This window comes from Streptococcus sp. 1004_SSPC (assembly GCF_001069025.1).
In the GTDB taxonomy this organism is placed as follows: Bacteria; Bacillota; Bacilli; order Lactobacillales; family Streptococcaceae; genus Streptococcus; species Streptococcus vestibularis.
In genome coordinates this window covers 16,191-40,709 of the sequence record NZ_JWGQ01000077.1, presented here as the reverse complement: position 1 = coordinate 40,709, position 24,519 = coordinate 16,191, and the positions used below count along the sequence as shown (strand labels likewise).

The following is a 24,519-nucleotide window of genomic DNA, read 5'->3' as shown; positions in this document are numbered from 1 at the left end:
ACCTCTATGCACCTGCTTCAGAATAAGCATCTGTTGCAATTAGTTTATATAATTTCGTAGTGCTTGGGATTGGGTTTTCAAAAGGAACCACTGTTCCGCCTGCGATAATAAGACCTGTTCCCTTTGCTTTAGGTTTCGTTACGTATCTTAATTGACTTTCTGTCAATTCATACATAGCTGCCAATTCACGGGCATCAGACCCTTTTTGTTTCAAAAGTACAACAAATTCTGAGTTGTTTAATAACTTACGTCCTTCAGTACGATCAAGCAACGTTTCCACGTTCTGAGTAATTCCCGTAGGAATTGCCCCATATTTACGGACACGGGCGTACAAGTTAGTGAAAAATAGTGCCTGATTATCAGTTTGAAATTGGTTTTGCATTTCATCAAAGTAAATACGTGTAGTGAATTTTCCTTGATTATTAACAACCATATTCCAAATATAGTCTTGTATAACCATTAGTGCAAAAGGCTTCAATTTTCCATCAAGTTTTTTCAAATTGAAAATAACAAATCGATCATTGATATCTACATTAGTTTCATAAGAGAAAATATCCTGGGAACCTTTAGCATAGGTTTCAGAAGCAATTGCCATATCTCTGGCTTCTTCTTCAGGTTGCTCCAACATAATATCATGCCAATCTTTAAGGGTTGGCATACGCCCTTTATCTTGGAAACGTTGGTAAGTTAAGTGAGTCACACGGTCAATAATAGACACCTGGGCATCCGTAACTTCTGTAAGTACGTTTTCAAAGAAACCAATCAATAATGAAGATTTTTGAGCAATTGGATCTCCATCTTCTGCATCCAGTTTATCCATATCAGGCAAATCTAGTAGGTTAAGGTGAGTCTGAGAACCTGGGTAAATATCTATCATCTGCGCTCCAAATTCTCGTCCGATATCACTATACTCATCTTCAGGGTCTACTATGATGACTCTATCATATATGTTTTTCAATAAGGTTGGAATTACTTCCATTGATTTAACTGTTACCGACTTACCACTTCCTGAGCTCCCAAGAATGACACCTGAAGGTGTATTCAAATCACGTTGACGATCAAGGGTAATCGAATTATGGCTTAATTGATTTTGGCCATAATAGACTGCCCAGGGGCTCTTACTTTGAAGGTCAACGTTCGTGAAAGGGACCTGTGTCACAATATTAGAGGTTGTCATGTCACGCATATAATTTTGTTTCACTTCGAGAAACGGAATACCAATCGGTAAAGTTGAATTAAGACCATTTTCTTGTTGGTAATAGGCTACATCAAACTCTGCTCCATGCTTACGTCCAGCAGCCTTAACTCGCCCTGTGAAATCTTCTAGCTCTTCTTCGCTATCCGCTTTAAAGAAGACTGTGAAGATACCAGAATAAATTTTTTGGTCATTATCCTGTATTTCAGACTTCCAAACTTCGGCTTCTTCAGCAAGTTCCGCAGCAACACCACCAGTAGCAAGTTCCTGTGAGATACCATCACGAGCCCCTGCTTTTTGGCTTTTGACCATATCCATTTTGATAACCGCCTCTGCGTTATTGATTTTCTTCAAGGACTCACCTACATCATAAGGGCGTGCCAAAACATTGATAACTAATTCAATACCAACATCTACGAGCGACTTAATCAAACGATCATTAAGGAAATTCGGATAATTTCTGACAAACATTACACATCCAAATTGATTATCAATCTTCATCATTTTAGGCTGAAACCAAATTGAACCAGGTGCAATAAATGACTTAGTACCAAGACCACTTCGGATAAGATCACGGTAATCAAGGTTTAAGTATGGATTGCCTCTAAGAATATCAGAGAAGATATTTAATCGATCTGAGCCATTTAATACCTTGAAATCAACATCTACCGCCTGAAATTGAGCTGTAAAGTTATTTTCAACGTCATTAAGCCTACTATAGGCCATCTTTCTATCTTCAGCTATTGTAGAAACTGTTACAAATTTTTTAACCTCAAAGTTATTTTGTTCCTTATCAAAACGATCTTTAATTATTTTGTTGTATTCATCACGATAATCATTGAAACCATCATTTACTCTATCATAAGAAATTCGCTCTACAGCATTATCAGGTAAAGGACGGTTAATGACCGTGAGTTGATAGGTATTATCGCTGTCTAAGACATTTAAGGCATCGGCATAGTAATCTATAATATCTGATTTTTCATCATCACTTGCGGTAATGTAGTTAGCATCACCCAAGGCATAGGTCCGTGAAAACTCACGACCCGTAATGTGCATGAGTCCATCTTCAAAAAGGCTCGTGTACTTAATTGTATTTTGAGTTGATTTTTTTAATGCTTTTTGTAGCTGTTTCCCACGTTCTAGCTCCTCTTGTGTAAGAGGTGGCTTAATTCCATTCGTAGACATCTTTTGCTTGCGAAAAGGCAGAATTGCCATAAGTTACCTCCTTATTATTTCCAAATGCTGTGAAATCATCATCTATCATATATGTTTTTCAATAAAGTTGGAATTATTTCCATTGATTTAACTGTTACCTTTTTACCACTTCCTGAGCTCCCAAGAATAACACCTGAAGGTGTATTCAAATCACGTTGACGATCAAGTCCAAGCTTCCAAACTTCGGCTTCTTCATCAAGTTCCGCTAGCTCCTCTTTTGTAAGAGATAGCTTAATTCCATTCGTGGACATCTTTTGCTTGCGAAAAGGCAGAATTACTATAAGTTACCTCCTTATTATTTCCAAATGCTGTGAAATCATCATCAGTTTGATAGCTTCGTTCTTGAATTGTTAAGATAAATAGCAATCGTTCTCTAACAATCCCGTCTAACTTAAGTCCATAGACAATAAAAGGCGGTGTTCCTAAAATAACCACCATATACATGTATAAATCAGGAATAGACCAAAAAACTGTTGGTAAGACACCAATCATAACGACAGCCCCTACACCTAAGACCATTATAAAAATGCGGGCCGTCATACCGCCTACTACCGACCTTTCATACTGGTCAATTTCTTTTAGGAAAATCGACCCTAATTTACTTTTATTCAATCGATTAGCCTCCTTTAATTAGATTGTAAAAGAGATTTTGCAGTTGATTGTGAACGATATAATATCAATATAAATATCACACACTTACCAATATATGAGAAACCAGCCGCAAAAGTTTTCAACCAGTCAGCTTTAGCTAATTCTACATTTTGATCTAACTTGAAAGCCTGCCAGATGACCAATAGAACAACTATTAGGACTCCCTGAAAGGCTGTTGCAGCTGTACGCTTCAATAGATTTGTTGCAATACTTCTTGTATCATCAGACATCCAAAAGGCAACTATCAAAGGTGATACTGCTCTAAGAACATACAACTCAATAAATCTCATAAAGACCATAATATTAGTAAGCATAAGTGAAGTTGCACCTGCAATATAAGCTAGTGAATTTACAACAATTCTAATCGCCCAGTTCCCCTTTTTGAGGGCTTCAAATTCAAATAGATTATTTGTAATATTTGCTCCAACCATACGTGTCAGTAAGTTAGTGATTTGTATAATAGCTACAATAATTTGACTAGACATGGCTACTAAAAAGTAAGCAATAAGGTATTTTAAGGCTACTTCTAACATTAAGCGGTAAGTCATCTCTCCCCCTTGTTGTTTCAAGTATTTGTACCATGACATCATTTCTACCAACAAGAAAAAGCTCACAATAATGAAACCGACTACCATAAAACTTGTGTTAATTTTTATCACTGCACGGTTAGCCTCGCCGTTGTATTGCTGAAGACTTTTGGTCATATTTTGTACTAATTCGTCCATACTCCTCCCCTCTTGCGATTAGGCATGAAATAAAAGAGTATCAATTAAATGATACCCTGGTTAATAAAAACGTGCAAAAGTAAAAATGAAACTTAAAGTTAAAGATACAATATGAATAAGAAAACCTACAATCCATAATGCAATGGAAAATAGCCAAGTTGCAACTGTAAATAGACCTAGTAAGATTGCCCAGATACATCTGAAAAACATGCCTATTACTGAAGTGATTGTTTTTCGACCAGTTTTTTTATGTGTGTAGGTATTATCATTATAAGAAGTATAGTTGTCATCATCAATTACTGATGGATTAGATGACTCATAGAGAACGAAAATTTCACCGTCTTTTTCAGCTTTAGCAACCTCCATGACAGATGGTTTATGGCCGTTGATACTTTCATAATAGTCAATCCATTCTTCTCTGTTCATAATTATCAACCTCTTTCATAATCTTTTTCTTATTATATCTTGATTACTAATGCTTTGCTATCTCTCTAAATACCTTTTAAAATTGAATTGAGTTGATTGCAGCAACAATTGCAGCTGCAATACTTGCTGATACAGCAGCTAGTCCGCCACCATACACCATACCTGCCATTCCGTTATCGGTTTGTTGTGCATTTTGGTTTTTCTTTCCCTGGAAAAACTCAATTGCGCCTACAAAGGCCCATCCTAGGCCACCAATAGCAACCAAAGCTCCCATGACAGTGATAATTTTTGTAACAACTTCCATTTTTATTATTTCTCCTTTATTTTCCTAGCTTGTATGCTCCTAAGTTCTTTACGATAAATTGTAATTTCCTATCAAAATAACTATTTTTCTTCTGTTTGTCGCTTAATTTGAAATAATCCAGATACTATCAAGAGAATACTTAAGATATTCCCAATGATTGAGGTGGATGCTTTTTCACCAGTGTGTGGAAGAATCCCTACTTCTTTTATGCGCTGTGTTGAAGGTGATGATATCGACTTTTTTGTCTATAGAAGTTATTAGTCAGTATCAGTATTTCATCGATTATTATCGTTTACTTGATGCAGCATGATGACGTTCTGAACCATATTGCTGATACGTCGAACATTTGCATCAAAGGTAATAGAGCGAACGTCACTATTATTAAACCTTTCTGGATACACTATAGCCAGAATTAACTGGCTAGTTTCCAAAACAATATTTGGATCTGACTCTAAAAATATATTACTCTTAGATGTGTCATGAACTTTCTTATAAATTTCCAGAGCGAGACTATACAGCTCGTTTCTCAAAGTTATCTTATCACTGTATGAAAGAGTACCTCGTAATACTAGGTTTTTATCTTTTTCAACTAATGCTTTTAGCAACCTTGAGGATTTCTTTTCAATATCTCCTACATGTTCGTTACTCTTTTCCACTTCCTGCATGTTCCACCTTTCATAATTAGTTTATATTTATTTCATACTATAATCTTGCTCTTTTCCATCTTTCTGAACGTCCAGGACAAACTAAAAGACTAATCTGTTTCGTTATACAGGTTAGTCTTTTATAGTAATAGCCTTATATTATTTTAGAATCAATGTTTACGTTTTGTTGATTTTGAAGCTCCTACTAGCCCAAATAAAGTAAGAATACCTCCAAGTGCTACTATCCCAAAACTTTCTACTTCACCTGTTTCTGGTAAAGTTGCCACACTTGCACCTTGAACGGGTGGTTGTGGTACTGGTGTACTTGATTTTTGCGGTTTAGGATCTTCTGGCGTATGAGTGACCACTCGGTTTGATTTAACTCGGTTACCGTTGACGTACAAGGTATAGTCATTGTAAACATCACCTGCTTTGATACGTTTCACAACGATAAAGGCATCTGCCCCAAATTCACTGGAACGAGCAACCTTTTCAAGGAAATCTTTCTTGAAGGCTAACTCATAACGACCTGTTTCTTTGTTATAGACCGTTTCCGTGTACACAGCTAAATCAGTCCCCTTTTTGATCACTGAGCCATCTGATAAGGTAATATCAACTTTGGCAACAACACTATCTTTTAAGTAAAGATCGTGGCTATGTTGCAATTGATCCACAAACTTGTACTCAAAGAGGTTATAAGAGCGACCTGTTGGCACAACCCAACCTTCTAGCTTATAAGTGACCTCATCACCAACTTTAATCGTACCATTATTGATGGATTTCCCATCCTGTTTATCTAGCACGTCTTTGTGGACTTCAGGTTTTGGTAGTTCATTAACAACTAAATTACCAAGGTAACCATTACCAAAATCAATTTGTGCCACACCATTGACAATGTCGACTTCTGTGAAGCTTTGTTTGACTTTAAAGGATAAGTTATAGGTAATATCTAAGCCTTTTTGCACATAGGCTTTATAAAAGGCTTGTGGATCTTTAGCAACCCACATGTAGAATTCGCCGACTGGAGATAGACCACTATTGTTTAGAATAGCTTGTAGCTTCTCATCTAAGGCTTCTTTAGAAAGCACATGGTGCATCTCAAGTAGTTGTGACACATCATCACCGTTTTGGGCTGTAATACTGTTAACCGTCATTGAGTTACCGTCTAGTGCCTCATCTTTATAATCATCAATAAAGATAAAGTTTTTAAGGATATCCTCTGCTGACGCCGTCATGCCTTTATATTGGCTAAAATCTTGTTTAGCCACATAGTTCAACTCACTATTAGGTAGCACTGACAAACCATTAATGGAGTTGCCATTTTCATCCACAACATCTTTAGACGGATTGGCAACTGGGACTGTGACCGGGTGTACCGCAACGCTTACAGATACTTTTTCAGGGACTTCTACATGAGGTTTAACCGTTGGTGTTTTTGGTGTGAAGACTTCAGGTGTAAAGGTAGATACCTCAGGTGTTACGTATCGAGGTACTACTGGTTTCTCTGGCACTGGTTTTTCAGCTTCTGGTGTCACTGGTTCATAGGTTGGCTTTTCTGGTTTCTCAGGGAGAGCTAACGCCTTATAAGTCAGTGTCGCATAGAGACTAGACGGTGCTTCATAAACCCAACTAGGATTTGTTGTTAAGAATAGGACTTCCTCAGAGGTTTGACCATCTGAAAGAATAATTTCTTTGTTTAAGGCGAAGCTCTTATTGATGTCTTGAACACCGATAGATGACAAGCCATCAAAACGACGGGTATAGAGGGTATTGCCTGCTAAATCTTTATAACTATCAATAATATTACGATTAACAGCTGTTGTTTCTCGTGTTAAATCTAACTGCCAAGTATTGAGTTGTACCCCAGTGATCGTCACAACCACTTTTTGAGTCGCTTCGTCAAAGCGTTTAGTAAAGATCAATTTACCTGTCACCTTGCTATTCGCAAAAACACCATCCGTATCGTTGAGAGGTTCTGTTAAAGTAAATGTCCCATCACCATTGACCACCACCGTATCTGAAGTCCTTTGGCCATAAGAATTGAGGACTTCTGATTTACCGTATCCCATGAAGGTCACTTGATTGCCTGCAAGCGTTTGACGATCCGCAAGTGCTTTTTCATAGGCTTTTAACTTCGCATCATAGTCTGCCTTAAGTTGGGCATTACGTGCTTCCGCATCAGCTTGTGCTTTAGCGTTACGCTCAGCAACCGCCTTGTTATAGTCTTCAACTGACTTAATCTCGGCTAGTTTTTTCTCATAGTCCGCTTTGAGTTGGGCATTTGTCTTGTCTGCAGCCGCCTTTGCTTCTTGATTAGCTTGGTCTACCTTGGCTTTTTCTTCGGCATTTTTAGCATCTACCGCAGCTTGTCCTGCTTTATTCTCAGCCATTATCCGTTCTTTTTCGGCTTGATTCTCCGCATCAATTTGAGCATTTTGTGCTGTTGCTTCTTTAATGGCTTTAGTGTTAGCTTGGGCTTGTTGTGTAGCTTCTTTAACAGCTTGTGTTTGCTGGTCTAAATCAGCTTGAGCGGTTGTTTCATTGGTATGAGAAATCGTCGGCTCAGTTGTTACTGTAACGCCTGCAGCTTGTGCTTCAGAAACAGCTGTGTCAAGGGCTGGTGAGGTCACCGCTTGTGCTTTATTAACTGTTGGTTCGGTTAAAGTTGTGACAACTGTCGCTTCTGCTTTAGCTGGTGCAACCACTTCGTCAGCTGAGGCTTGGCTTGCGCCACCAAATGCCAAAGCACCTGCTAAGGCAATGCCACATACCAAACCGTATGCTTTTGATTTACGATAAAATCCGTGTCCTTGTGTGTTTGAGTTCATCTCAATCTCCTTTTGAAAAATAGTTCTTTAAGCCTTTTTATGACGTGCTTAGGTCAGTTCAACACTAAATGCATTAAGCTTTACGTTTCAAACCAACTAGTCCTAATAAACTGATAAGACTAACACCGATCATTCCTATGCTAGAGCTTGCCTCACCTGTTTTAGGAAGAGCGTCGTCAGAATGGCTTACTAGAGGACGATTGGCTGTCGCTGTGCTCGCTAGGCTACGTGCTTCTGTAGAAGCTTTCACCTGATGGGATGGGGTTCCATTGATAATACCCGTCACTTTTCCTGTTTCATCGACGACTGGCACCATCTGACCACCATCTGAAACAACTTTCTGATAGTCAATCTTTAATTTCGTGTAATGGACTTTGGTGAGATTAGCTTGATAAGCCCTTAATACTGTCATGTAATGCGTCTGTGCTTCAGAAACTAATGTCTTCAAAGTTTCTAGCTCTGCTTGAGCTTGCTTTAACGCCTCTGTTTTCTGAGCTAAATCTGCTTTAGCGGCCATTAAGGCTTCTTGGGCTTTAGCTAAGCGTGCTGGAGCTTCTTCCAGTCCTGCTAACCTTGTTTCTTGTTGTGTCAAAGCTTGTTTAGCTGTTTCTAGAGTCTCTTTAGCTTGTGAGACGGCTTCTTCCGCTGCTGTTGCCGTAGCTTTTAACGTTTCCAATTTGGCTTGACTAGCAACTAAGACTTCCTTAGCATCACTTAAAGCTGTTTCTTTGAGCGATAGCTCCGCTTGGGCTTCTTTAAGGGTTGTTTCTTTTTGTGCTAATTCTTGACTTTTTAGACGGACGGCTTCTTGAGCTTTAAGCACATTAGCTTCAGCTTGACTTAAATCAGCCGTCGCCTGATTAAGCACCTCCTGAGCTCCTGGAACTCGTAGTGCTATCGATTGTAGTTTGGCCAAGGTTGCTTTAGCGTCTGCTAGTTGATGACTAGCTGTCTGAACAGCTGATGATGCTTTCACTTTTTGAGCCTCTAGCTCTGCCATTTTTTGAGTCGTAATCTTAAAGAACGGCGCTCCTAAAGCACGATCGTCTTTATCTTGACTTTGTTCTGCCCAAAGACTCGCTACAGGATACCAACCAATATTAGCTCTGTTATAAGGATCATAGATATAGGTATTCCCATTAGAATAGCCTCTCATAACGATTTCATGGCTATAACCTGGTCCCCAAGGAGAGAACTTGTTGTTTTGCACAGCCCCTATCACATGATGCCCTGCCTGAAGAGCTTGCATAATGGCAGATTGACTGGATAGCTGAGTCGGCACAAAACCAAAGTGTTTGGTAGCAGCGACAATCCCGTTAGCACTTGTACCTGAGAAGGTTTTATTAAAATAGTTAGTATTGTCATACAAATAGTCAGCAATTTCTGTTGGGGTAATCCCTCGTCTCGCTAATTCTGTAAAGACCATGGCAAGCGATGTTGGGACACAACCTGTCGCCGCAAAACTGCCATTACCATAATAAGATGTCCAAATAGCGTCACGTTGATTGTAGTAAGCATGATCTTGTAAGCTGGTTGATACTTGTTCGTTAGCTATGTCAGTGACTACTTGTTTTAACAAGGTCTCAGTCTTTGTTTTGGAGAGTGCCTTTTGATCAAGGTCTGCTTGTACTTCTTGACGTTTAGCCACGAAAGCCTCATCAGCTGTTTTAGCCTTTTCTAGCTGCTCTTGTGCTTCCTTGACATGATTGGCCTTTGCGGTAAGGTCAGCTTGAGCAGTTGCCAAATCTGTTTGAGCTGATGTCTCATCAATCGCTTGGTTGGCGACCCCAACAGCTTCTTTAGCATCGTCAACCTCTTTTTGGGCATTAGCGATAGTGGCTTGATTGTTATTGACAATCGTTTCTTGAGAAGCAAGCGCTTCTTGAGCGGTGTTAGCTGTAGCTTGTGTCTCTTCTAGCTGTATTTGAGCATTCGTTACATTCTGAGTAGTTTCAGTAACGCCTTCTTTTGCCTGAGCAATCGTCTCAGGACTGGCTTGATTAGCTAGTTCTTGCGCTTCACTAACAGCTATCGTAGCATTACCAAGAGCTAATTTCGCTTGGTCTTTAGCATTTTGAGATTCGTTAACGACTGTCTCTTGATTATTCACACCCTCCTGGGCTTGATCATAAGCAGCTTTCGCTTCGGCAACCTCTTCTTGTAACACCTCAGCTTCTGGCTGAGTTTCAAGGGTAGTGGCATCACTTTTAGGTGTCGATGTTACCACATCTGCTTGAGCAACTCCTGCCGTTGCAACGGATACAGTTGCAACGGCTAAGCCCGCTATAACTTTTTTATGGGTCATAAGGTCTCCTTTAAAATGAATTAGTTAAGCCGTTTTATGACGTGCCTGGGTCAGCTAATAAGCATAGATAAAACATTAGTTGTCCTGGACTTTTTTCTGTTTCCAGATAAGCGCACCTGTAAACGCCATTAAAGTACCTAAGAATGATAAGCCTAGGGTTTTAGCATCTCCTGTATGTGGTAGTGTCACTTTTGAGCCATCTTTTTTTGTGACCGTGATGGTCTTATCCTCATTGGTTCTAGCACCGACAGTTTCTGGGGAAACTTCTGAGCCATCTGATAGCACGACTTTGCCTTCCTTAGTGCTTACAATTGAGACACCTGTAGCCGTTTCAACGGGAGCTTCAGCTGTTACATTTTGAACCACTTGACCCGCCACATTTGAAGTAGTACCTACTTGAGAAGCTCCTTGCTGATTGGCTTGATCTGTTGTCTGTGGTCTCTCAGATGAAGTACCATCTTGACTACTTGTATTTCCTTTATCTTGGTCAGGTTGATTCGGAATATTGGGATTTACATTTGTCCCTGCTTCGTCTGATGAAGCTGGAAGTTGGTCAGTAGTTGCCGGTGTAATAGGTTCTATTGGCGTGGTTGGATTTTCGTCAGTCTTTGGTGTTGTTGGAGGAGCTGGTGTCACAGTTGTAGGTGCTATAACACCAGAAGTCCCGTCTGATACATGACTAGTGCTCGTATCAGGAGCCTTGTCTGTTGATTTATCTGTTGGAACAGGAGCAGTCACGCTAACCGTTGGGCTAGTTGACCCGTCACTAACAGGAGTTGTTTCATCAGCGAAAACCCCTGATGATGCAGTTGCAAGCACTGCTGTTGAGATAATTGAAATAAATTTTGCTTTAGTCAAAGTCTCATACCTCTCTTTTCTTTTCCTTGCGGTGATAACCGACACCGCTTAAGCGAAGGAAGGATTGATTGTTTTGCACAAATTTTCTTGTAATAACTAAATTATTCCGTTTAACGACTGATATTGCTTGAAATATCGTTGCAAAAGGTACAATCTCTTCCACGTTTACAAGTCGTCCATTTTTTCGCTCTTTTTTCTGAATTGCTGCGAACTTTGGCCGACATTTGGCAACGGTACCGTCTTGAAGATATAGCATTACACCACCTTCAAGACCGAGTTGCCTGAGATCAGATAATCTCAAAAGAGTATCATTCATTTCGAACTCCTTTTTTTGCTTTTGTTTAACTAAAAATAGTTAAATCTGCATTTTGACGTAAGGTTTATAGCTTTGTTCACCTCAAACTCATTAAGGCTGGTAGCCACGGCCCGCTTGACCAACCACACAATTTTAACTGTGGGTCCTACCTCGTTAGCACTTACTTCCTATAAGTGTGCCTTTGTTATACTTGATACCAGGCGCTAGATATACTTCTACTAGCTACGCTTTCGCCCCCATTTCTTTTTTTTATGCCTTTAGTATCACTAATCAGGACAAAAGATTATTATTCAGTTTTCAAGGAACATCAAGCAGTTTTAAGACCTGCTAAGGTCAAAGCTAAAGCAACTCGTTCCTACCAATTGAGATCCAAGGGCCTACACTATCGTAGACCCAGCCAACGTTGTTGGCGTATCCTTTTAGGACACTACGGTAATAGAGTCTTCCACAAATTCGACGGTACTCATAGTAACGTCTTACTGGAGTGTCTGCGTGTGCGACATTATCACCTGCCTTATGCTGAACAGCACTGACTGTTGCACCAACCACTCCAAGAAGAGCGACTGCAAGCATAGCTTTGGTTGTAAGTTTGTTAGCAAATTTCATTTTGCTACCTCCTGAAAACATTTGTGATAGTTTAACGACTTATCAAGGTCATGCTTTCAAGAAGGTACTTACTTATATTTGCCAGTTCATCCATTAGCATTTTCTTGTTTTCGTCTCTCTTGATTGAAAACAGCTAGGATGCCATTAAAAACAAATTCTGCAATTTTTTCTGTAGAGGATGCGTAACGCATATTTTCTAGGGCGTATTGATAACGTTCATCAAAATGGCGTATTACAAAATCTGCTGAAGCTCTTGAGAACCCCTCTTTCCTTAAACGATCATATACAAGTCTCCAAATATAATCTCTATCGTACTGTGTCGCTTCATCAACTTTTCGGTTTAGCGTATTTTGATATTTATCATCTTGACTAGAGTAAGCCATCTCCTCGTCATCGTCAGAAGGAATGTCAGTGTCGCTAATATTAGTATCACTGTTATCAGTATCATTAGTGTCTGAATTTGGTACCCCCCTAGTTTGAATCTGACACCCCTCTAGTCTGAACCTAGCACCCCCCTGGTCTAAATCTGACACCGGGGGGGTGTCTGGTTCGGCAAAGTCAGTGTTTACAAGGGTTCTAGTAGATTTGTCGTCAATTAATTGACCTAGATATATTCTATTTGCGAGGGTACCTTTTTGACTATTTGACTGCTTAACTTCATAAATCAAGCCGTACTCAGTCAATTGTTTTTTAATTCTTAAAAGTGTTGATTTTGAACAATTCAAAATTTCCATCAAATTAGCATTTGAATAAACTAGATAAATATATCCTGCTTCGTCAATCCAGTTATTTTTCAGGGAAAGACTCAAGCGATCTTTTAGAATTGCGTAAGCAACTTTAGTGTCAATCCGCATTTGTTTATAGCGGTCACTTTCAAAAAGAATTTTGGGTAATGCATAGAAACGTTCTGACGTTTGAAATTCATCTGCTGTAATCATCTGAATTTTTGTCATTACTTATACCTCTTTCAGTCTGAAATCACCGTTGGAAGCAAAACCAACTAAGCCAAAGGCTTCAAGTTCTTCAATACTGGTGACTGTTTCCTGACGTGATAACCCTGTTTGTTCCATCAAAAAAGAAATAATAGTTTCTCGTGAATTTTGCTCGCTAGGTGTCATTCCTAACCTCCAAATTAGATTTATTAAACAAATAAAAGAGAACGCTCTTAACGCTCTCTTTGTAATTTTTCTAATCTCCCAAATCGGGACACATATATCAATTCTTTATATTCTGTTTTTAGTTTTGATAAACTCTTAGGCTTTCTAGCTTTTTGGGGACCTTAAGGGATAACAAGACGATTATACTTAGTTATCTCGTAATAGTTAGATTACGCACTATATATATTCTATTAAAAACAAAAAACGCAAGAGTTTTTTCTCTTGCGTTAAACGTCATGTTGAAATTTCATGACGGTCCATTATCATGGTGAGATAACCCCATGAGTAATATTTTTATCGTTTCTTTAGCAGTTTTACCAAATTTGTAAAGACTTTTCAACCAACAAGATACTGTCAATAATTTTATGTTTACACAACTTATTTTACACTACCACCAATACATAGCAACTCCTTAATGATGAAGTCATCATTGAGTGTGATAAAGACCAAAGCCTTGAAGATATAGAAAGTCTAATGGGTATAGCACCTAACTGGATGCCTGATAGCAACCTCCGAGCGAATGGATATGAATGTTCCTTTTACCAAAAGGATTAGATACAAAAAACGGTTCACTACCCAATAAATGGTAATGAACTGTTTTATATTACATAATAGTTGTCATGAGTTCTCTTACAATCTGAACTGATTTCTCAAAAGAAATATCTTGTGCATATTTGAATTGTTTTTGATAACGTTTCCAAAGTTGTTTTTGATACTCATCAGTCTCAATATTATTTAGCTGATTTTCCCAAATATCAATAGCCTCTTTACTTCCTCGTTTTTCTACAGTATTGGCCAGAGCTTCACGCAACACATCGAAATTTATCTCATCATTTCTGATATGATACAAGGTAAAAAGGTCATAACGATCACGAGGACGTGTTGATGCAACTCCTCGGCTAATGATCGTTTCCAATTTTTCAGCTAGGACAGTTTCCAAATTATAAGTCCAAACCTCAATGGTTTCATTTGTAAATAGGGATGGCATCGAATAAGTAATTTCTCTAGGTGTAATCTTATCACCCGTTGTAATGTCGATGAAAACAACCTCTCTTAAAGTATCAAATGTAGCATTGAGTTTTAGAGAAAATCCCCCGTATTCGTCATCTTGACGAATAGGCTCTAGTTTATCTACTTCAAATGAAAAGACATCATCCGAATCCGAAAGTATCTCTTCGAAGATGGTAATCAAATTTCCTTGGCTAAGTGCAGTCCCTTTAAGCGTCACATCTAAATCCATTGTCGTTCGCTTATCAAGTCCTATCAGCTGTCCTATTAGATAACCGCCTTTAACAATGAAGGAATCCTTATAGGAACTTTTAGCAATCAATTTCAACACTTGTTCAATCAGGAAGTTTTGCTGAAGCTGCTGGGCAGGAATACCTCTATCCTTAGCCATATTCTTAATCTTTGCCTTAAAGCTATTTGCATTGGAAAACATTAGGCTAATACCTCCATGTAAGATTGCAACTTATTAGTCACCTTGAATAAACGTGCATAGTGAAACAGTTTTGAATAGTTAACTTTGTGATTTTGAAAATACATCTTAAATGCAGGAGTTATAACTTGAACATCAACTTGATAAACTGGTCTTAAACACTCTGCTAAAACCCTCTCCGGATCGTACACCTTAATTTTCTGCCCCACTTGTCGCTCAAGCTCAATAATTCCTTCATCGTAATAAGAACGAAGAACTATCGGACGTATACCTTCTGATTTAACATTTTTGGTATTGGTTCCATAAGGGAAGCTCATGGTCATCTCAAAGGGAACTGTTAGTGATAATCCATGTAACCAAAGAGCTGTTTCTAAAGAAAAAATTCCTTTTGAAAAACGTTGCTGCGTCACAAACCATTCGTCAAGATAAGTATCAGGGAGGCGATATAACCCCTTTCCTTCAACCTCTACTTGTCCCTCATCAATCATTCTCAGCAACATTTTGTAAGGTAGTTTCTCTTCAAGTACTTGTTGAAAGGTCAAAAATCCTTGATGTCGTTGAAAAGAAGCCATAATCATTTCAATATTATTCATAATAGCAGTATCCTTTCATAGGAAATAAAATGCTAACACTTTTATTAAATGTTAGCATTTTGTTTCTTTTTTATCAACTATTTCGGGTTTAATTCCTTCAATAAGGATGCCACCAAAGCACGAGTTTTTGGCAAGCGATAAAAACCAGAAGACCGTTTAACCCTTTTAAAAAGCCACGTATAAAATACGTAGCTTACCTTTCTACTGAACTGCAGGCCCTAAGTCGAGATAGAGAATATCTCGCTTAGTAGCATACTCTAAAGCGTATTCATCAGCTTGAAACAAATCTGAAGCTAGAAACCTTTTCGTAAAGACTGTTTCGTCTTTACGTTTAAATTTCTCAACATAACGATGTTTAGTCATTGTTTTTCTCCTTCTTAATTCAAATCATGCCATTACAACATCGTCAAGACCGAGCTCTTTGAAGCTCCTCTTGTGTCTCGCTATTACTCTCAGTTGTCTTCAATTTGATGACTACATTCAGTCCCATAGCACGTGCTTGTAACAATGCTGAAGCAAGTGCTGGTTCGGGTTTTCCCTCAACGAATAGGGTTTGAGCCCTACGATGCTTTATTTCTAAAATTCTCTTGAGATAAAGACAAGAGAGTTCCAAGAATGAATAGGATTGAGCGTTATCAATCCGAGGAAAAGTTGTAACGCCTTCAAGAAGGTCCTTAGCGAAAAGATCTGCAAAGACTTCCTGTGTTTTTTTGTTTTTATAAACGAAAATTTGTTTTGTCATTGTTTTTTTCTCCTCCATAGAAAAATAGGAAGGTGTAGCCTAGGGCTAATACCTTCCTATTTCTCTTACATATCAAATATACGATGTATCTTGCACGATACACTGTTTGTAGCAGTAACTCACCACTGCATTTCATCAAGTTCTCGTGGGCTTAACTTACGCCTCAATTTTTCTTCAACACGCGCAGCCCAGACAAGATTGCCATTCTTAATCATTTCAATCTCCTCCGTTGTCTTGTAAGGTTTATTCGGTAAACCTGAAGACTTCCAGTCTGCCTTAAATTGTTCAACTATCCTCATGGTTAGCTTTCGCCTCCCTTCAAAAATCGGTCAATAAGCAACTGGCATGCTGATGCGTGAAACATCACACGATCAGTGTTTGCAATACGACTGCAACCATAGCGACGCACATAGTAATCTAAAAGAGCAGCCTTTGAAAGACACATCATGAAGCCCTCAAAACCACGATTGAAATCATCTTGGGCAACATGTGCTAACAAACGCCCTGCTATCCCCTGCTTTTTCTTGTCCATACGAACCTCTAGCTTATGAACAAAGGTGTAAGCATCTCTAGGTTATGGAGTGAACTCAATCATTCCAGAAATCTCCCCTTGAATCACAAAACCACTGGTCATATCATCAGATGAACTCCTTACCGTCCAATCAACTTCAAAACCTTCTGACGTCAAATCAGATAAGGTCGAAATCGCATCTGAACTAAAGGTCCAAAAGAAGGTCTCTTTCATGCTTTGTCTCCTCGCTACATCTTTTTCTTTATACCTATTATAACACCATTTTTAGATAGACAGTCGGCCTAAAGCAAGCTCTTGATCATAGTCTTCCTCTAGCCCTTTTAGATAAGACTCTGAGTAATCTCCTAAATCTTCATCTGTTAAGAGTTTAGTGGTTACCCCTTTACCAGGGACATTGCGAGTCATAACGGTTGCTTTATAAATAAAGTTTACGCCAGACTCTGCATCTACATAATCAAATGTGGCAGACATTGAGATATCACTAAGAGTGCTATCTTGCTTTAAGATGTTAGTCAAAAAGCTATCGATATTCTCTCGAATATTCCAGTTCCCACAAGCTGTAAAAGGAAGTGTCGCTGAGACAAGTCCTTCTTCAGTTGTGATACAATCCGCTTTTCTTGGATAACCTTTTAGAGTCGTTGGGGTCCAAGCTTTGGCATTGATTACCCTATGAGTAGCCACAAGCACCTCAATATCTGAAAATGTTGGTGCGGAAATAATTACCTTTCCAAAGGCATCAGAAATATTTCCCATTCTTTTTCTCCTTTCCTAGAAACAACGCATTCTTCCGTTATCTCTGAAAGAATAGTATTTATCCTTCGTTACGATAACATGGTCTAAGACCTCCATCTCAAAGAGCTTTGCAGCATCTTCAAGAGCCTCAGTAACATTGATATCATTACTGGAAGGATATACACTTCCAAAGGGATGGTTATGAGCTACCAGCACGTAGCGAGCTAAATTCTTCACTGCATAGTAAAAAATCTCTCTTGGACACGCCATACTACGATGAACGCTACCGATGAAAACTACTCGCTCCTCGATAATGTTATAATGCACATCCAAGTACCACACTACGAGATGCTCTTGTTTCTTATGTCCATAGGCTTTTGGGATACTTTGAGCAAAATATCCAGTCCCAGTGACACAAGTTGGCTTTTCTTCCTCACCTTCTGAACGTTTGAAAAGTTCAAGCATTGAAAGAAAGGCAGTAGCATCTCTCTGAGTTAATCCATAATGTTTTAACTCCTCGATACTTAACTCACAGACCTTCTTAAAATCTCCTTGCAATTCAGAATACAAGGCATCGATCTTTTCTGAAGGCATCCAGTGAGTGAAAGTCCTTTTGAATAGCTCTCTATCACCAAAGTCTTTAGGATGTCTTACTTGTCTCCTAGTAATTGTTTCTGTCATTGTTTTTCTCCTTTACCTCTTAAACTACAAGCCATTCTGCCTGCAGTTGCATTGCTACTGTTACTGTTGTTGTTACTTTAAAAAGCAAACGCTCTTGGTTATCCCTTGCAACTACAACAGCAACGTCACCCTTATAGATAACCGAAATGTTACTTTCTTCAGGTAGCGTATTGGTCAAAATCATAATTCTATCCATAACTACCTCCTCCTAGGCTGGCGCTACTACCCACATAGAGCGGATAGTTTGCACCTTTCGATTCGTCTCTGCACGGTCTAAGCGACAATCGCTATCAAAATTAGTACCATAGACATCTTCGTATACTTCTCTCATACGTTTGCCTAGGTCCCTCAATATGATACAATTTCACTTTCGAAGCGCGTGCATTGAGGTCAGTCATATAGCGATGATAAACTTTCCTAAACATCGCATTTAATCTGGCATCATTCTCTAGGTACCATTTAAGGGAGTCGTTCTTGTAGTGCTCGTGTAACCACAAGGCTTTTTCTCTTTTTGTCATTGTTTTTTCTCCTTTAAAAAACAAAAAATGGCCCCTAGGACCATTTTTCTGTTCTTGTTTTGAGGGCTGTCAGTTCGTTAAGCATACCTTCGTAATAAAGTCTACGTATCAGACGTGACGAAAACAAATCCACAAATTCCTTATAGTAATGAATATCTTCATTTGTATAGGACTTACAGGGACGATTTTCATCATAAACGATTAACCAGACTCTTTTTCCGGGAACGGCTTCACTCATTGAATTGACTCCTCTGTTATCCAAAGCTTCAAGACCCGCTAGTGAAACAAACCCTACTCGAACCTTATGCCCATCGTTCTTTAGATAAGTACACACTTTAGCCATACATTGCCTATGTTTTTTTGGCTTGTGAGCACCCTCTAAAAAACACAGTATATTAATAATAAACGTCTCCTTCCTTTGTTCAACTACGAAAGAAGTGTTGAATCCCTTCTATCAAAAGAATAAGGATTAGAAATACTACAGCAACTAATAGTTTAAAAACCAATTTGTTGCGAAGCAAGTTGCATAGGGAAAAATAGCCTAGAATGGCCACAACCCCAATAAACAACAGCTCTGAAAGTGTCTGTTTAAAGAAAGTGTACCAAATTTGTTGTTCGACATATGTTCGGTTTGAATGGAAAAGATCTAAAATACTGGTGATTGTTTATCTGACAAAGTCACGACTAATCACCTCTTTTTGTTTCTGTTGCAAAGCATGGTTGTACATATTTAGCAAAAACTCCTTCTTAATAGGGTTCCCTTCTGCTATATATGCTTCAAAAAGATCATTAATATTTTGCATACCCATTCCTACCTTAGTCGTTATAATATCATGTTGGATAATTCTTATCCTATTATATCATACTCTTTCTCACCCAGGGATGGTTCTACCCTCTGGATAATGTTCAATTAATGCCAATCAGGTAAACGCCTCTAATTAACATTTCTCTTATTTTGTTGCCGTAATAAAGTCTGATCACTTTTTGTTCTACTACTATTGTTGTTGTGCTTGCTGACGTTGTTTTGCAACAAAATCAGATAAAGCTTTGAGTTGAACAGTCAACCCTTGGCTTTCTCCTAGCTGAGACCACTCAAGCAACTGGCTTTCTGTTGCTCCAAGAGACAATGCAGCTTCTTCACCACGAGCAACCATTTGAATCAGTTGATCATCGTTACAAGCAGCTTTTATCCCTTTTGTAGCTGTTTCACTCTTTTGTGGAGCTACTTCAGACTCGCTAGTTGCTTGTGAGACACTATCACTTGCCACTTTGTTAGCTGATGTCACCTCACTAAGTGATGTCTGTTCACTGCTACTCAAAGAAGTAGTAAGCGATACTGACTGAGCAGTCTTTCCATAGCGGGCACCTGTTGGCTTGCGAGGTGTTTTCGTTTGGGCTTTTGACTGATACTTATGGTTACTATCATAATTACCAGTCTGTTGAACTGATTGCGATTGATTTAGCACATTGTCCATATCTAGTTCTTCGCTATCAGCCTCAATACCCAGCAAGGTTTTCACCTCGTATCGACGCAGGTAAGTCACCTGAGCTCCTAGATTCTTTATGTCATTGACATTATAGAATACAGGAACAGACTCAATGTCGTAAGAGACACCACTTTCATGAAGAAGTGTCGTCACAACTTTGATCCCATTGGCATTACCAAATGGGACATGTTTGGTTTGTTGCGTCAACGTCAAGCCGTACTTGTTAAGTGCTGGACGTACAGCCCCTAAAATCTCTGAGAGAGGTGCGAACTTAAAGTCCACGTTCTTAAACGTGACTCTACTTGTTGCTGTTACCGACTTAAACTCAGCTTGAGCCTTGGCCAAAGCCTCAAACAATGGAGCCATAAGCTCTGGCTCCGGTTTAGAATGGTCTTTTTTTACTTGTTCAGCCTTTTGCCATTCTAATTGCATTTCAGCCTTAGCAAGAGCCACTTTAGCTTCAATTAGTTCAGCTACTAGGTTTTTTTCATTTGTGTTTGCAATTGTTTCAGTCATTGTTCTTTTCTCCTTAATATAAAAAGTGGTCTTTTGACCACTTTATTTCCTATTTATTATTGTTGTAAAAATTCTGCCACCGTTTTTGCTGTTGTTAACGACTTATTCGTTAAACAGTAATCACAGTGACCACATCCTTCGACAGACTTATATGCTAAAGCATCTTTAAGTACTTCAACATGCCCATAAAAGAGGTCTCTCCCCATTTCAATGATAGTATCATCGACTAGAATTAACTCCTTATCGGGAACAGGTTCCTTTGAAACTGCCATAATATAAGGTGTAAACTCATAACCGTAGGTTTGCTTCAGCAACTCCTGATATACGTACATTTGTAGCGTATACTGATACTCTACAATGTTATAGAGAAGAGACTTCGTATAACGATGAAGTATCGTCGAATATTTTTCCGACTGAAGACTCTCCATCGTTTTCAAGTCAATGAAATAACCGCCTGAAAGATTCAGACTATCAATTTTGCACTTGAAGGGAATCCCTTCTAACGTACCAGTGATAATCCGTTCTTTCTCCACCATTTCATCATCTGTACCATGATACAAACGATTAAAAAGCTCCTCTTTTTCTAAAGCAGCAATCATCTTATCTGCTTGTTTGAAAGAGGCTTTTACCTGGCCAGCAGTTTTTCCTCGTTGACTGATGATCTTATCTCAATTCATTTCCAAGAAAGCTTCATGAGCTTCTTTATTCTCAAAATAAGAATGGACATAATTACCAACAAGTAGGCTTTCTGTCTCCATCTTCTCAGGCCAAAAGCCCAAATCGACAACTTGTTGTCTTAAGGGACATTTGATGTACTCCTTAAAACGAGAAGTGGACATATAATACCTATCTTGGTAGTAATTATCCTCTGTCAATGGAGGAAGTATCTCTACTTCTTTTATCATTCTTTCTCCTTCCAAAACAAAAAGAGCTCAGTATGACTGAACTCTCTACTTTCTTCTTAAAACCTTGAACTATGTACTAGAAAGGAATATTCTCGAACATAGAATCATCTAGAGGTTCTCCACCTCCAGGAAAGCCCCCTTCTGCAGGTGCAAAATCTGGACTTTGCGAAGAAGAGTTACTATGGTCACGAGGCTGCAGGTTGTCAAAGTTTGACACATTAACCTCGGTCACATAGACCTTTTGACCTTCTTGGTTTTCATAAGAACGAGTTTGCAACCGTCCCTCAACCGTTACAAGAAAGCCCTTCTTGATCCAATTTGCGAAATTCTCCGCATATTTACCCCAAATGACGAGGTTAATAAAATCGGTCTCCCGCTCTCCATTTTGATTTTTAAAATCACGTGGAGAGGCGATTCGAGCCGTTGCTACCGCCTTGTTCGAAGATGTGTAGCGAAGTTCCGGATCTGCGACCAAACGACCAGTAATAATGACTTTGTTAAGCATAAGCTTTTCTCCTTTAAAAAATTGTTGTTGTAAAGTGACCTTGGAAAGCCTTAAACACCTGTTTGTAGCCTTTCCTCCGCATGCCGACAAGTTAGAGTTGGGAACACCTGTTCCTCGTCTCTAATCATCGAGATGTCGCCTTCCTTTTTTGTCCGTCTACCCAAACTCAAAACAAAAAAGCATAACAAAGAAGCCGGCAAGTCTTGTCTCAAAAAACAAGGTTGCGCGTGCCTATGGAAAACCATAGGATAAACTTCTCGTTATGCTTAGTTGCTAATAACGTTTGTTGTAGCCTTTCAATCAATTAGGCAAATTATCTCGTACGTGTTTCATTCAAAGCGTTAAGCCTCTTCTTCTGTCTGATTGCTTAACTGATAGCTAAAAGCGAGTACGCTCACTTTTAACCCCTTTAAACATGGTATGCCTACTGCTGGGACAGAACCAGTAATGACATCTCCTCCTCCATGTTTCTGATTTCTTTAGTCACGTGACCAAAGGTTCACCGTTAGAGGTGGTGAAAAAAAGATATAAATTAAACAATTTATGTCATTAGTATAGCAAACATACTAGGAGATAGCAAGCAAACATTAATCGTTAAGTCATTTCTCCTCCTTATTGTTGAAGATACTTGTATCAGAAAATCATTTCTACTAACTAAAAAAACTTACAATAATAGAATCTACTACCACTATATTTTTAGTGTCCCGAATAACGTCTGTTTTACAGCAACATTTGATTGCCTTAGCATTTTGCCATCATCTTCACAAGTTAAGACATATCCCTCCCTTCATACTTTTAAGAACAAAAAAGAAGTGTCTAAAAACACTTCATGATAAATATTAACGTGATAAGAAGAAAATCAAACCTGTGATACGTATAATAAAGAAGAAAATAGTTAAAATAATATTTACTATAACTAAAGAAACTGAAAAGACAAGTCTAACTATCCACCATAAACCACGGGAGATGAATGTCAAGGCGGTCCAAAGGCTTCCACAGACAGATTTTTTACGATAGCTAGAACATTGATTTGGGATATAATCATCACTCTCTATAACTGTAGGGGTAGATGGAACAGAAATAACTAAAATTTCACCATTCTTTTCTGCTTCAGCAACCTCTAAAACTGATGGTTTGTGACCATTGATGCTTTTATAATAGTCAATCCATTCTTCTTTTTCCATTATTGTAGAACTCTTTTTAATCTTTTTCTTATTATATCATAATTATTAACACTTTGATACTTCTCTTAATATCTTTTAGAAATGGATTGATTACAGCTATTTATGTCAACAGTTGAAAGCAAGATCTTTTCTCTTTCGTCACCATCATTGCCTACTGTGAAATTAATCCGCCCTAATAGTTTTTCTATTCTCCTAATTAGGATACCATTATAGAGGACACATTCTCTAGAAGTTTACCATATGAAATAGATTTTTCCTGTCAAGAAATTCATTTTATGGATCTCTTTCATCTATTCTACACACATTTTGAAAAAATATTTAAGCAATACCTGCATTATACTTTTCATAAATTATTTGAAGTTAATATTTAGGTATGGAAACAATAGGATACTTAAAATTTCAAATTGTATGTACGAAATGATTATTAACCTGTCTTATCAGGGTCACTCATTTAGTATGTATATTAGTTAGTAGTCGTAAAACCTTATCAAATATGACACTTTAGGGGATTTTTTTACATCACTAAAAGCTTTTCGAAATCACTAGCTGTGCTAGTGGTTTTCGGAAGACAAAAAAGTCATCAAATGATGACTTTTTTTGAAGACCTATTCAGTCCTATCAACATATTAGCTTTTTGAAACAACTACTAAACAATAGACCTAGGAATTTTTCTCTGAAATATTATTCAATTTGATAAATTATTAAAGAGAGCTAAAAATCAAAACTAATACCTTTTACTAAATTATTTGTCCAACTTTTTGGGGTCAGTACAAAAAAATTATAATTTAAAACATAATAGTCGTCTAAACAATTAATTCTATTCAAGAATATAAATATAAATTAGAAATAATTTTATGGGATAATTCTTTTACATGTTGATACTATATAAGTGTCCCAAAAAAGTTTTGTTTCAAAACTAAATCCGATTTTATTTGAAGTAATATTACCATCTTGAATTGAAAATTCAATATCTTTCAATTCTCTAATTCCTGTACCAACACATTTAAAATACGCTTCTTTTAAAGTCCATAGGTGATAAAAGTAATTCTTAGGATATCTACTCTTCTGAAATTGATGAATCTCAAAATCAGTTGCAAACTCTTTTATAATAGAGTCAAAATCTAAAATTTCAATTTTTTCAATATCAACACCAATTGGATTATAATCATATGCAATGACAACAAAACTTCCTGAGTGACTGATATTATATAGAAGTTTGCTATTAGGAGAATATGGTTTCCCATATTTGTTAAAAGAAACTAGTACTTCATCAATAGAAATATTTTCAAAATCAGCAATTAAATCTCTTATCAATTTTTCACCACAAACACTTCTATATTTATCTTCCTCATGAAAATACTTTTTTATAATTTCTTGTTTCTGAGAGTTACATAGATAGAAATATTGTATAAACTCTTTCTCTGTTAAATCATTAATTGACATAAATTTCAAA

31 protein-coding genes and 1 pseudogene are annotated in these 24,519 nt (G+C 38.0%); all 32 read right to left on the bottom strand.

What is annotated here, in order from left to right:
- Positions 1-4 precede the first annotated feature (4 nt).
- The gene (locus ADF62_RS05990) at positions 5-2,383 is read right to left on the bottom strand and encodes a VirB4-like conjugal transfer ATPase, CD1110 family (protein ID WP_048788370.1); all 2,379 of its coding nucleotides are present in this window, start codon (positions 2,381-2,383) and stop codon (positions 5-7) included.
- 68 nt (positions 2,384-2,451) lie between these two features.
- The gene (locus ADF62_RS05985; protein WP_048788332.1) at positions 2,452-2,664 is read right to left on the bottom strand and encodes a hypothetical protein; all 213 of its coding nucleotides are present in this window, start codon (positions 2,662-2,664) and stop codon (positions 2,452-2,454) included.
- The gene (locus ADF62_RS05980; RefSeq protein ID WP_048788331.1) at positions 2,645-3,025 is read right to left on the bottom strand and encodes a PrgI family protein; all 381 of its coding nucleotides are present in this window, start codon (positions 3,023-3,025) and stop codon (positions 2,645-2,647) included. The genes ADF62_RS05985 and ADF62_RS05980 overlap by 20 nt, the downstream gene beginning before the upstream one ends.
- 14 nt (positions 3,026-3,039) lie before the next feature.
- Positions 3,040-3,789: a membrane protein gene (locus tag ADF62_RS05975; RefSeq protein WP_048788330.1), complete on the bottom strand. Its 750-nt coding sequence runs from the start codon at positions 3,787-3,789 to the stop codon at positions 3,040-3,042.
- 60 nt (positions 3,790-3,849) lie between these two features.
- The gene (locus tag ADF62_RS05970; RefSeq protein ID WP_048788329.1) at positions 3,850-4,215 is read right to left on the bottom strand and encodes a hypothetical protein; all 366 of its coding nucleotides are present in this window, start codon (positions 4,213-4,215) and stop codon (positions 3,850-3,852) included.
- Between the two features lie 76 nt (positions 4,216-4,291).
- Positions 4,292-4,519 carry a hypothetical protein gene (locus ADF62_RS05965; RefSeq protein WP_048788328.1) on the bottom strand — a complete coding sequence of 76 codons (228 nt, stop codon included), beginning with the start codon at positions 4,517-4,519 and terminating at the stop codon, positions 4,292-4,294.
- 275 nt (positions 4,520-4,794) lie between these two features.
- Positions 4,795-5,184, bottom strand: a complete 390-nt coding sequence (locus ADF62_RS05960; RefSeq protein ID WP_048788327.1) for a hypothetical protein — start codon at positions 5,182-5,184, stop codon at positions 4,795-4,797.
- Positions 5,185-5,333: 149 nt separating this feature from the next.
- Complete coding sequence (locus ADF62_RS05955; RefSeq protein ID WP_048788326.1) at positions 5,334-7,991, bottom strand: SspB-related isopeptide-forming adhesin; 2,658 nt, start codon at positions 7,989-7,991, stop codon at positions 5,334-5,336.
- Between the two features lie 73 nt (positions 7,992-8,064).
- On the bottom strand, positions 8,065-10,296 hold the full coding sequence (locus tag ADF62_RS05950; RefSeq protein ID WP_048788325.1) for a C39 family peptidase: 2,232 nt from the start codon (positions 10,294-10,296) through the stop codon (positions 8,065-8,067).
- A 75-nt stretch (positions 10,297-10,371) separates the two neighbouring features.
- Positions 10,372-11,154: an LPXTG cell wall anchor domain-containing protein gene (locus tag ADF62_RS05945; protein WP_048788324.1), complete on the bottom strand. Its 783-nt coding sequence runs from the start codon at positions 11,152-11,154 to the stop codon at positions 10,372-10,374.
- Between the two features lie 4 nt (positions 11,155-11,158).
- Positions 11,159-11,470, bottom strand: coding sequence for a hypothetical protein (locus ADF62_RS05940; RefSeq protein WP_048788323.1), 312 nt, complete (start codon positions 11,468-11,470; stop codon positions 11,159-11,161).
- A gap of 339 nt (positions 11,471-11,809) precedes the next feature.
- Positions 11,810-12,076 (bottom strand): hypothetical protein, encoded by a 267-nt coding sequence (locus ADF62_RS05935; protein WP_048788322.1) that lies wholly within the window; start codon positions 12,074-12,076, stop codon positions 11,810-11,812.
- Positions 12,077-12,162: 86 nt separating this feature from the next.
- On the bottom strand, positions 12,163-13,029 hold the full coding sequence (locus tag ADF62_RS05930) for a replication initiator protein A (RefSeq protein ID WP_048788321.1): 867 nt from the start codon (positions 13,027-13,029) through the stop codon (positions 12,163-12,165).
- Positions 13,030-13,032: 3 nt separating this feature from the next.
- The gene (locus ADF62_RS11170; protein WP_048788320.1) at positions 13,033-13,194 is read right to left on the bottom strand and encodes a hypothetical protein; all 162 of its coding nucleotides are present in this window, start codon (positions 13,192-13,194) and stop codon (positions 13,033-13,035) included.
- Positions 13,195-13,837: 643 nt separating this feature from the next.
- Positions 13,838-14,674, bottom strand: coding sequence for a nucleotidyl transferase AbiEii/AbiGii toxin family protein (locus ADF62_RS05920; RefSeq protein WP_048788319.1), 837 nt, complete (start codon positions 14,672-14,674; stop codon positions 13,838-13,840).
- Positions 14,674-15,264, bottom strand: a complete 591-nt coding sequence (locus tag ADF62_RS05915) for a type IV toxin-antitoxin system AbiEi family antitoxin domain-containing protein (protein ID WP_048788318.1) — start codon at positions 15,262-15,264, stop codon at positions 14,674-14,676. Before ADF62_RS05915 ends, ADF62_RS05920 begins: the two co-directional genes overlap by 1 nt.
- A 201-nt stretch (positions 15,265-15,465) precedes the next feature.
- Entirely contained in the window at positions 15,466-15,627 is a 162-nt protein-coding gene (locus tag ADF62_RS11165) for a hypothetical protein (RefSeq protein ID WP_179944335.1), read from the bottom strand.
- Positions 15,628-15,670: 43 nt separating this feature from the next.
- Positions 15,671-16,006 (bottom strand): hypothetical protein, encoded by a 336-nt coding sequence (locus tag ADF62_RS05910; RefSeq protein WP_048788317.1) that lies wholly within the window; start codon positions 16,004-16,006, stop codon positions 15,671-15,673.
- Positions 16,007-16,125: 119 nt separating this feature from the next.
- The gene (locus ADF62_RS05905; RefSeq protein ID WP_048788316.1) at positions 16,126-16,305 is read right to left on the bottom strand and encodes a hypothetical protein; all 180 of its coding nucleotides are present in this window, start codon (positions 16,303-16,305) and stop codon (positions 16,126-16,128) included.
- 2 nt (positions 16,306-16,307) lie between these two features.
- Positions 16,308-16,538, bottom strand: a complete 231-nt coding sequence (locus ADF62_RS11485; protein ID WP_239664997.1) for a hypothetical protein — start codon at positions 16,536-16,538, stop codon at positions 16,308-16,310.
- Between the two features lie 42 nt (positions 16,539-16,580).
- Entirely contained in the window at positions 16,581-16,751 is a 171-nt protein-coding gene (locus ADF62_RS11480) for a hypothetical protein (protein ID WP_239664996.1), read from the bottom strand.
- 51 nt (positions 16,752-16,802) lie between these two features.
- Positions 16,803-17,291, bottom strand: coding sequence for a hypothetical protein (locus tag ADF62_RS05895; RefSeq protein ID WP_048788315.1), 489 nt, complete (start codon positions 17,289-17,291; stop codon positions 16,803-16,805).
- Between the two features lie 15 nt (positions 17,292-17,306).
- Entirely contained in the window at positions 17,307-17,951 is a 645-nt protein-coding gene (locus ADF62_RS05890; protein ID WP_048788314.1) for a JAB domain-containing protein, read from the bottom strand.
- A gap of 19 nt (positions 17,952-17,970) precedes the next feature.
- Complete coding sequence (locus ADF62_RS11160; RefSeq protein WP_179944334.1) at positions 17,971-18,147, bottom strand: hypothetical protein; 177 nt, start codon at positions 18,145-18,147, stop codon at positions 17,971-17,973.
- A gap of 12 nt (positions 18,148-18,159) precedes the next feature.
- A complete protein-coding gene (locus ADF62_RS11675; protein WP_275043071.1) occupies positions 18,160-18,282 on the bottom strand; it encodes a hypothetical protein in 123 nt (40 codons plus the stop codon).
- Positions 18,283-18,503: 221 nt separating this feature from the next.
- Positions 18,504-18,812 (bottom strand): hypothetical protein, encoded by a 309-nt coding sequence (locus ADF62_RS05880; protein WP_048788313.1) that lies wholly within the window; start codon positions 18,810-18,812, stop codon positions 18,504-18,506.
- A gap of 322 nt (positions 18,813-19,134) precedes the next feature.
- Positions 19,135-19,272, bottom strand: coding sequence for a hypothetical protein (locus ADF62_RS11155; protein ID WP_179944333.1), 138 nt, complete (start codon positions 19,270-19,272; stop codon positions 19,135-19,137).
- 192 nt (positions 19,273-19,464) lie between these two features.
- Positions 19,465-20,472 carry an ERF family protein gene (locus ADF62_RS05875; RefSeq protein ID WP_048788312.1) on the bottom strand — a complete coding sequence of 336 codons (1,008 nt, stop codon included), beginning with the start codon at positions 20,470-20,472 and terminating at the stop codon, positions 19,465-19,467.
- Between the two features lie 56 nt (positions 20,473-20,528).
- Positions 20,529-21,311: pseudogene (locus ADF62_RS05870) on the bottom strand (PD-(D/E)XK nuclease-like domain-containing protein).
- Positions 21,312-21,453: 142 nt separating this feature from the next.
- Positions 21,454-21,882: a single-stranded DNA-binding protein gene (locus tag ADF62_RS05865; protein WP_048788311.1), complete on the bottom strand. Its 429-nt coding sequence runs from the start codon at positions 21,880-21,882 to the stop codon at positions 21,454-21,456.
- An 839-nt stretch (positions 21,883-22,721) separates the two neighbouring features.
- Entirely contained in the window at positions 22,722-23,066 is a 345-nt protein-coding gene (locus ADF62_RS05860; RefSeq protein WP_048788310.1) for a hypothetical protein, read from the bottom strand.
- Between the two features lie 852 nt (positions 23,067-23,918).
- Entirely contained in the window at positions 23,919-24,509 is a 591-nt protein-coding gene (locus ADF62_RS05855; protein ID WP_160312379.1) for a 4'-phosphopantetheinyl transferase family protein, read from the bottom strand.
- Between the last annotated feature and the right edge of the window lie 10 nt (positions 24,510-24,519).